An 8,793-nucleotide genomic window follows, 5' to 3' on the forward strand; every position below is an offset into this window, starting at 1 on the left:
ACGACGGGCGATTTTTTCGTTAGATTTCAGTTCGGGATCGAGGGGAGTGGGATAAAGAAATTGTTCGGGATAGGTAACTAAAGGATTTAAGTCTTGGGCAGTAATTAAACCCCTAAATTGTAGCACTTCTAAGGCCGCTTTGAGATAATCGGGAGAGTGGGGACGTTCGACAAAAGCCAATAGTTTCAGCATTTCGGCGGGAATTTGGGAAAAGCGATCAATCTCGTTAGCTTCAAAAATTCTGATTTGATAACTTTTGTAAAAATGGGCGAATTTTTGAGCAAAAAAGTGTCCCTGTCGATTTTCTCTAACGAGGATAGCCGCATTATGTTGAGGGTTTTCTTGGAGTAATTTAACTAGACGTTTTTCAATTAATTCCACTGTTTGATAAATGTCATCGGGTTGATAAATTTCTAATCCTTTTCCCTCCTTAACTGGATTAGGTTGGGGATCTTCGGCGCTGACGGGAAGGATCGCTTGAACCCGAAAAGGAGCCTCGGTAACTTTATGATTATCTTTTCCCTGTTTCCAATCTCGATCAACCCATTGTAAAACTAAATTAGCAGCTTCAATAATTTTAGTATTGCTGCGACCTGCTTGGTTCATAGTCGATAAATTGCCTTCGCTTTGACAACTTTCACAAAACCAATTAAAGTAAACAGGATCGGCGGGGGTAAAGGTAGAATTAATGGCTTGATTGGGATCGCCGACGCGAATTAAATTAGGTATTTCCCCGTCATTATTTTTTGCTAAAATAGTAATTAGTTTTTCTTGGAGAGGACTAGAATCCTGTGCCTCATCTTCAAAGACTCCAAAGACAGATTTTTGCCATTGTCGGCGAATTTTTTCTTCCTCTAATACCCGCAAGGCTCCTAAAATCATGTCATCATAATCTATATAGTTTTTCTGACGCATCAGGATTTCATACTGTTGGTACAAACCACTAGCAATAGCGAGAATTTGATAATTATCGTCGGTGTAGTGGCTTAATTCCCAAACTTGCTGCGGTGATAATCCCGAACTTTTTAGCTCATGAATGGCCGTATAGGCAAGACTAGGTAAAATTTCGGTTCTCAGCACCGATTGACGGCGTAATCTTTCGGTTTCTTCCCCATCAAATTCCACTCCTTCTAATAACTTTTGATAACGAATTGGGTCGGCAATTAGCCATTTTTCCACCGAGTTTCTAATAATTCTGTGGCTAGGAGTCGGAATAACTAAGGTAGAAGATTCGAGGTCTAATCCCGATAATTCCGGGTAACGACGGGCTAATTGTAGGGCCAGTCCATGCAGAGTTTGAACGCTAAAACCTTGGGCTGAAAGTTGTAAATCTTGCAAGCGTTGTTTAATTTTAGCTTTAATACTAGCGGCAGCCGAGCGGGTGTAGGTGACAATAATTAACTGTTTTTTAGCATGAAGTTGCTCACGAGCAATAACCATGGCGGCAGCTACGGCCAAACTGTGGGATTTTCCTGCCCCCGGCACCGCAGAAATGGCCATTTTTCCCCCTTGCCAATCGGCTAATTCCTGTTGTCCGGCTCGCAGTTGTTGCCGGAGATTGACCAGTAAATTTTCTCGATTAATTACTTTAGTTTCGCTCATTATGCCCCGCCAATTTTATTTTTAGTTTAATTGTATTACTAATTATAGTTTCTTCTTAAACCAATTGCTGTAAAAGTTAGCTAGAGATAACTAGAATGGGGAGATGGGGTTTTTCAGTGAACAGTAAACAGTAAGCAGTAAGTAGGGAGGCACAATTATTTGTAGGATGGGTTAGCGGTAGCGTAACATGAGCGGGTGTTGGGTTTCATGCTTCAACCCAACCTACGTTCATCTTATATTTAATTCCACCCACCCACTTAATCAGTGAAAAGAAAGTAGCGAAGTTTTCACCTAACACTGTCCACTTAAAACTGTAATCTGATCACTGATCACTGATATATAGCCAATTTTGTTGTACTTCTACCCGAATTTTGCCCGTTAGGGAGGAAGTGGCATCGCGATTAACACCAGTAATGAGATTAACCACTGACTCAACTTCGGCAAAATTAGGGGATGAGGGTAAATATTGAGCCAAAAATAAACGAATCACTCGTCTTTGTATCGCTAGAGGTAGAATTTGTAAAGGGGAGCGATCGAGTCTTTGTTGATCTAGATCGATAACCTGACGAAAAATATCCCGGGCAATACTATCTAAATAATCGCTTTCTGCTTCCAAAATTTCGGCAGTTTGGGCGAGATGTTTTTCGATTTGGGGATTTAAATTAGTTTGCAGGTAGGGTAATAATTCCAGACGGATGCGATTGCGAGCATAGCGTAAATTCTCATTAGCTCGATCATACCAGATCGGTAATTCTCGACTTTGACAAAAAGCGAAAGTTTCCTCGCGAGTGACATTTAAGAGGGGACGGACTAAAAAAATATCTGGGGTTAAACTTGTCAACCAAGTTAAGGCAGAAAGTCCATCACTACCCGCCCCGCGCGTGAGATTATAAAGAAAAGTTTCCGCTCGATCGCTCCTCGTGTGTGCCGTGAGAAGATAATTAAAACCCTGTTCTTGGGCGATTGTTTGTAAAGCTTGATAACGCCATTGTCGGGCCTTGGCTTCCGTTTCCGCCATGGGGGGTGCGGTGGCAATATAAACGGGTAATTGCCAAATTTCGGCGATTTTCTGCACATGATCCACTAATCCTCGGTCCTGAGACCAACGGTGATCACAATGAGCGATCGCTAGTTGCCAACCCCAACGAGAGCGCAAATCCAGCAATAATTGACCTAAACAAAGGGAATCCTGACCTGCCGACAATGCCACTAACAGAGACGCATTTTTAGGTAGTAATTGTCCCTTTTTCACCGTGGTTTCCAGACGAGTATGGAGAGGTGTCCAAAAATTAGCCAAAATTTTTAGATTTATTTACTTGACAAGGGTGTGGGAAGTATTTTCAGTGAACGGTAAACTGGTAACTGATAACTGATAACTGATAACTGATAACTGATAACTGATTTAACCTTGCCAATTAACCCAATCTTGGGGTTTTAGGAAGACATCATAGAGTTTTGCTTCTGGGGTGTTTGGTGCAGGTTGATAACAGTATTCCCAACGGACTAAAGGAGGTAAAGACATCAAAATTGATTCGGTACGACCGTTAGTTTGCAACCCAAAAATTGTGCCACGATCATAAACTAAATTAAATTCTACATAACGACCGCGACGATAGAGTTGAAACTGACGTTCTCTGTCACCGTATTCCGTCGAGCGCCGTTTCTGGACAATGGGAACGTAAGCGGGTAGAAAAGCTCGGCCACAGTCATTAATGAAACTAAAAATTTCTTCCCAGTTGCGGGGTTGTTGGGGAGATAATTTTTCTGAATAGATAGCGGCATCACTTTCGGCAAAAGGACCCCGATAGAGAGGGTCTAAACCGTCTTGGTAATCAAAGAAAATCCCGCCGATGCCTCTGGCTTCCTGACGATGATTGAGATAAAAATATTCATCACACCAGCGTTTAAAAACGGGATAATATTCGGGATGATGTTGGTCGCAAACCTGTTTAAAAGTGCGGTGAAAATGACTAGCATCTTCTTCAAAAGCATAGTAGGGAGTTAAATCGGCACCACCGCCAAACCACCAAACCGGACCTGCTTCAAAATAGCGATAATTGAGGTGAACCGTGGGAATATAAGGATTGTGAGGATGCAAGACCATCGAGGTTCCCGTGGCATAAAATTGATGACCGGCAGCCTCGGGCCGTTGTTTGGCAATGCTAGGAGGTAATTCTTTCCCCCAAACTTCCGAAAAATTCACCCCTGCTTGTTCAAAAATTGCCCCTTCCCGCAAAACTCGCGAACGTCCGCCGCCACCTTCGGGCCGTTGCCAACTATCTTCGATAAATTTTGCTTGTCCATCCACTTCTTCTAATCCCTGACAAATTTCATCCTGTAGGGATTTCATAAATTCACTGACGCGGCTACGGCTGTCACTGGCGGGCAAATTGGCAAGGGTGGGGGTTGTGGTGAATGCAGTCATACTCAAGGATCAAAGTTGATAACTCAGTGATTATATTACTACTGGGTGATGAAACGGCCGCTCTTCGATACTTAACTTAACATTTAGACGGATTGGGGGTGGGGAAGTGGGGAAGTGAGGGAGTGGGGAAGCGGGGAAGTGGGGAGAATAAATAAAAATAATCTCCTGACGACCGGCTCCTGAATTTCGCCAGAATTAGTCTCAATCAGGTTTTTTTAAGAGTTTTGCCCCACAGTTTTTACAAAAATTGGCATCTATATCGTGACGGGGTAAACCACAATCTGGACAAGGATAATCAATTTGAGTGCCAGATTTTAATAGTTGTTTAGTCAGAGCGCTAATCTGCAAGGGAATTAACAAAACTCCCGTTAAAATCATTAAAACTGTCACCATTTTGCCCCCATCGGAAAGGGGAGTTACATCCCCAAATCCCACGGTAGTCATAGTCACAATGGCGAAGTAAAAAGCATCAAAAAATGTCCGATAGACTTGGGAATTAATCGGGTGTTCGATCTGATAAATTAAACCTGCATAGACAAAAATAATCGAGAATAGAGTTAGTAATATGCGAGTAAATACTATCTGATCGGAAGTTTTAATCCTAAAAATAGAAAGATCGGAACCAAAAAAACGAATCACTCGCAAAATTCTAAACCAGCGAAAAATTCTAAAAAATCTAATATCAAAAAAACCAAAAAATAGGGGCAGAATTGACAATAAATCTAGGATCGAAAAAATATTAAAAACAAAGCCTAGTTTTGATTCCGCACACCAAAACCGAATTAAATACTCTAGGGAAAATAAGCTTAAAATTCCCCAATCAAGCTGACGTAACCACATTTGCCAAGTGGCGGATAAGGGATAGGTTTGAGCCACATAAATCCCCAAAGATAGTAAAATTAATGCTAAGATAAGCAGATTTACCGTCAGTCCGATCGCCGTGGTGACATCCTCTAAATAAAAAGCTATTTTGGTGCGAAAAGGGAGCATAAATTCAGCGATCAGTAAACAGTAATCAGTAATCAGTCAACTGAAAACTCACATCTGATAAGTAGTTGGATAAAAGTAAAGTTAACTGTGGGGTAAGGAGTCGGTCGTCAGTAGGAATTGCGGCAATTTACATTTCTTAAGATAGACAACAGAATTTATGTCCGACTACTTAACTGATAACTGATAACTGATAACTGATAACTGATAACTGATAACTGATAACTGATTAAGGTAATTCCACCGAAGTTGGTTTAGCAATATGAGGTAAACCCCAACCTAATTTTTCCCGGAGGATGCGGAAGAATTCCGTCGATTGCAGGCGAATAAAATGAACATTGTAGGGGGATTTCTGCACATTAATTCGATCTTCTGGCAAGATATAAGAACCGCCATTACCGTCCACTACCATCACCATCCGATTAGCAGTTGCTGGGAAAATATTTACAGTTTCCTTGTCAGAAAATACCAAGGACCTGGAAGCTAAAGAATGGGGACAAATGGGGGCTAATTGTAATACCGGCACATCGGGAGTTATTACCGGGCCACCGGCGCTGAGAGCATAGGCAGTAGAACCGGTAGGAGTGGAGAGAATCACCCCATCGGCAGCGATATCGACGGGCGCGTGTTCACCAATTTGAATCTCAAAATGACACATACTGGTGAGGGGTTCGCGGTGGACGACCACCTCATTGAGAGAAAGTGCCTCCCAGAGGAGGGTATCTTCGCGAAATAGTCGCACTGTGATCATCGAGCGATTTTCGATGGTGTAATTCCCCTCTAGAACCAGTTCTAAGGCGGGTTCAAGCTGATTTAGGTAAATTTCGGTCAAAAAGCCCATGTGTCCCGTATTGACCGTTAACAGGGGCAAATTGAGGGTGGCCAACTGCCGGGCCGCCGATAGGACTGTACCATCGCCCCCCAACACGATCGCAAAACTTAAATCCTGATCGAAGTGGGGGGGGACTAACTGATCGATCGGGGTAAAACAAACCGGACGAGAGGGTTTAGAATGGCCTAGCAGGCCACCGCTTCCGGTAGCCATAAACACCTGCCAACCTCGGGAAAGTAGCTGATCTTGTATCTGATGGGCTGTTTTACAAGCGATAGGCTTAATATCGTTGTAAATAATGCCGATTTTGGGCATTGACAAATTTTCCTACTGCTGGTTCACGCTTTCTTTTTGAAAGGAGTTTTCTTCTTCTTCTGAGCTTTTTGTTTCTCGAAGTCGATTTCCTTGAGCTTCTTGAGAATGCGGCTAAAGTATTCTTGTAAATAGGATTCTAAAGTAGTTGTTTGACTCGGATCAAGGCCAAATACTTGATAAACTTCTGCCATGGGGGCATCAAGAGCTTGACCACTAGCGAGAACTTCCGCAAAAGCTAGTCGGTCGGATATATTATAAGTCCATTGGAAACAACGGCTTATTCCCCGCATAAAACGCAGTAATCCCATGGGTAAACGCCAAATTTTCCCCTCTTTACCCGATAAGCGTTCGCAAACTTCGATAATTTCTTCAGCTTTCCAAGCTTTGCTGCCCACCACAGGATAGGATTGACCGACGGTTTCGGGGACTTCTAGGGCGCGAACGGCGAATTTAGCGATATCTTGGGTGTCCATGTAGGCGATCGCCGTACTTTCCCCCGTGATCCAGACCGTTTGATTATCTAACATCGGGATGGCGTATTGACCGATTAACCCCTGCATAAAGCCACAGGGACGCAGAATTGTATATTTTAAACCCGATTCTGCTATAAATTTCTCGGTACAGCGTTTTATCTCCATCAAAGGCACGTTGGGATATTTTTCGGCATTGAGAATCGAAAAGAAAATAAAGCGATCTACCCCGGCGGTTTTGGCCGCTTGAATCAGATTAACTTTACCATCCCAATCCACCTGTTTAATGCTGGCTGAGTCCGTCGCCCGGGCAGTAGCGGCATCGATCACCGCGTCCATTCCCTCTAAAGCGGCAATAATGGTACTCTTATCCCGTAGGGTTCCCCCGACTAATTCCGCGCCCCATTCCTTCAAAAAAGCCCCTTTTCTCTGACTGCGTACCAAACAACGCACTTGATGTCCCTGATCGATGGCATGACGCACGATCTGTCGCCCTAGGGTTCCTGTCGCACCGACAACTAATACTTTCATCTATAATTAATTTTTTGTTACATTTGTTAACACTTCTCTAAGATACTATCAAAAAAGTGGATCATTGGGGATAGAAAAATTCTAAGATTCCCCGATCCCCGTCCAGTTCTACCATTGTTCCCACCGGTAAAGCGGCATTATCGCCATCATGACCGAAAGGTAACTCAGCAATAACCGCAATACCCAAATCGCCCAAACGCTCTTTTAAGACTTCCTCTACGGTTTGACTATCACTACCGGGGGCTGCCAGACAACGGCTAAAACGACCGAGGGCAATGCCTTTAATTTGGGAGAAAATGCCCAGCATTCGCCACTGAGTTAACATTCGATCAATTCGGTAGGGGGCCTCGGTTACGTCCTCTAGGGCTAAAATTACCCCCTCTAGGGTGGGTTGAACCGAGGTTCCGAGGAGATGGGTGGCTACGGTTAAATTAGCTGGTAATAAGCGTCCCCGCACTTTGCCCCCACCCCAACCTTGACCGACAAGAGGGGCTAAAGGACGACCTTCTAGGAGAGAAAAGAGGCGATCGATTGATTGGGGACTTTCTTGGGCTAAGGTGGTTAAAACTGCCCCGTGAACGCTACAAATGCCCTGTTTCGCTAAACTCCATAAAATCCCCGTCACGTCGGAAAAACCGATTAACCATTTCGGGTTAGTTTTTGCCCATGTCCAATTTTCTAAGAGGCGAGCGCTACCGTAACCCCCCCTAGCGCAGAGAATTGCTTGACAATCGGCATCTTGCCATGCTTGGGCTAAAGCTTGACGACGTTCCTCGTCGCTACCGGCGAGATAACCGAGACGATTCGACCAATTCTCGCTAAATTCCACTTGATAACCCCTCGATCGCCAGATTTCTACGCCTTTTTCTAGGGCGGCTAATTCCTTGACGGCTCCACTGGTGGCCACCAGAGAAACTTTAGCACCGGGTTGCAGAAATGATGGGATGATCATAGGTTAATTCTCTTTTGTTGGCGGATTAAGCGGAAATTACAGGTAATTTTGTGACAGCATGAAAACTGACAGCATATTCTATCGAATGTTTCTCGATTTTCCCGATTCGTTCTTTGAATTAATTGAGCGACCCGATGCTATCGTGAGCAATTATCGATTTACTTCCCAAGAAGTTAAACAACTAGCTTTTCGATTGGATGGTTTATTTTTGCCGCTCGATAATCTAGAAAATTCGCCCTTTTATCTGGTAGAAGTGCAGTTTCAAAAGGATGAAGACCTATATTATCGATTATTTTCGGAACTTTTCTTATATCTTAGACAGTATAAACCTTTGTCACCGTGGCAGATAGTTGTTATTTATCCTAGCCGAGAAATTGAGCGAGAACATCCCCAGCAATTTGCAGACTTGTTATCCTTGTCAAGGATTAAAAGAATCTATCTGGATGAATTGGCAAATGACGAGACTCCTTCCTTAGCGATCGCCATGATCAAATTGGTCACGGAAAGTGAGAGTCAAGCTGTTAATTCTGCTAAGATTTTAATTAAACAGGCTCAAAGAGAACTGAGCGATCGCTTAGTGCAGAAAAATGTCATTGATTTAATCGAAACGATAATCATTTATAAATTACCCCAAAAAAGTCGAGAGGAAATTGAAGCTATGTTGGAACTACAAGACCTC

General features: G+C 43.3%; 8 protein-coding genes. 1 reads left to right on the top strand and 7 read right to left on the bottom strand.

What is annotated here, in order from left to right:
* From PX481_RS16610 to PX481_RS16640, 7 genes are all read right to left on the bottom strand, one after another.
* A partial coding sequence (locus PX481_RS16610; RefSeq protein ID WP_288095063.1) for an ATP-dependent helicase occupies positions 1-1,602 on the bottom strand: 1,602 nt, incomplete at its 3' end.
* Positions 1,603-1,924: 322 nt separating this feature from the next.
* Positions 1,925-2,899, bottom strand: coding sequence for a tRNA lysidine(34) synthetase TilS (gene tilS / locus PX481_RS16615; RefSeq protein ID WP_002762977.1), 975 nt, complete (start codon positions 2,897-2,899; stop codon positions 1,925-1,927).
* A gap of 105 nt (positions 2,900-3,004) precedes the next feature.
* A complete protein-coding gene (gene hemF, locus PX481_RS16620; RefSeq protein ID WP_002762975.1) occupies positions 3,005-4,027 on the bottom strand; it encodes an oxygen-dependent coproporphyrinogen oxidase in 1,023 nt (340 codons plus the stop codon).
* Between the two features lie 201 nt (positions 4,028-4,228).
* A complete protein-coding gene (locus PX481_RS16625) occupies positions 4,229-5,017 on the bottom strand; it encodes an ion transporter (protein ID WP_288055007.1) in 789 nt (262 codons plus the stop codon).
* Between the two features lie 226 nt (positions 5,018-5,243).
* Positions 5,244-6,161, bottom strand: coding sequence for an NAD(+) kinase (locus PX481_RS16630; protein ID WP_002762972.1), 918 nt, complete (start codon positions 6,159-6,161; stop codon positions 5,244-5,246).
* A 23-nt stretch (positions 6,162-6,184) separates the two neighbouring features.
* Entirely contained in the window at positions 6,185-7,162 is a 978-nt protein-coding gene (locus tag PX481_RS16635; protein WP_002762970.1) for an SDR family oxidoreductase, read from the bottom strand.
* Positions 7,163-7,223: 61 nt separating this feature from the next.
* Positions 7,224-8,114 (bottom strand): S66 peptidase family protein, encoded by an 891-nt coding sequence (locus tag PX481_RS16640; protein ID WP_288095064.1) that lies wholly within the window; start codon positions 8,112-8,114, stop codon positions 7,224-7,226.
* A 58-nt stretch (positions 8,115-8,172) separates the two neighbouring features.
* Between PX481_RS16640 and PX481_RS16645 the strand changes: the two genes are divergently transcribed.
* Positions 8,173-8,793, top strand: a 621-nt coding sequence (locus PX481_RS16645; protein WP_288095065.1) for an Rpn family recombination-promoting nuclease/putative transposase, incomplete at its 3' end; no start/stop codon positions are given.

It is taken from the genome of Microcystis sp. M53603_WE2, assembly GCF_030065435.1.

What these genes read in the sequence shown, in the direction of transcription:
- PX481_RS16640 (WP_288095064.1), bottom strand. Translation starts at nt 8,114, where the DNA reads ATGATCATCCCATCATTTCTGCAACCCGGTGCTAAAGTTTCTCTGGTG.
- PX481_RS16630 (WP_002762972.1), bottom strand. Translation starts at nt 6,161, where the DNA reads ATGCCCAAAATCGGCATTATTTACAACGATATTAAGCCTATCGCTTGT.
- PX481_RS16635 (WP_002762970.1), bottom strand. Translation starts at nt 7,162, where the DNA reads ATGAAAGTATTAGTTGTCGGTGCGACAGGAACCCTAGGGCGACAGATC.
- hemF (WP_002762975.1), bottom strand. Translation starts at nt 4,027, where the DNA reads ATGACTGCATTCACCACAACCCCCACCCTTGCCAATTTGCCCGCCAGT.
- PX481_RS16625 (WP_288055007.1), bottom strand. Translation starts at nt 5,017, where the DNA reads ATGCTCCCTTTTCGCACCAAAATAGCTTTTTATTTAGAGGATGTCACC.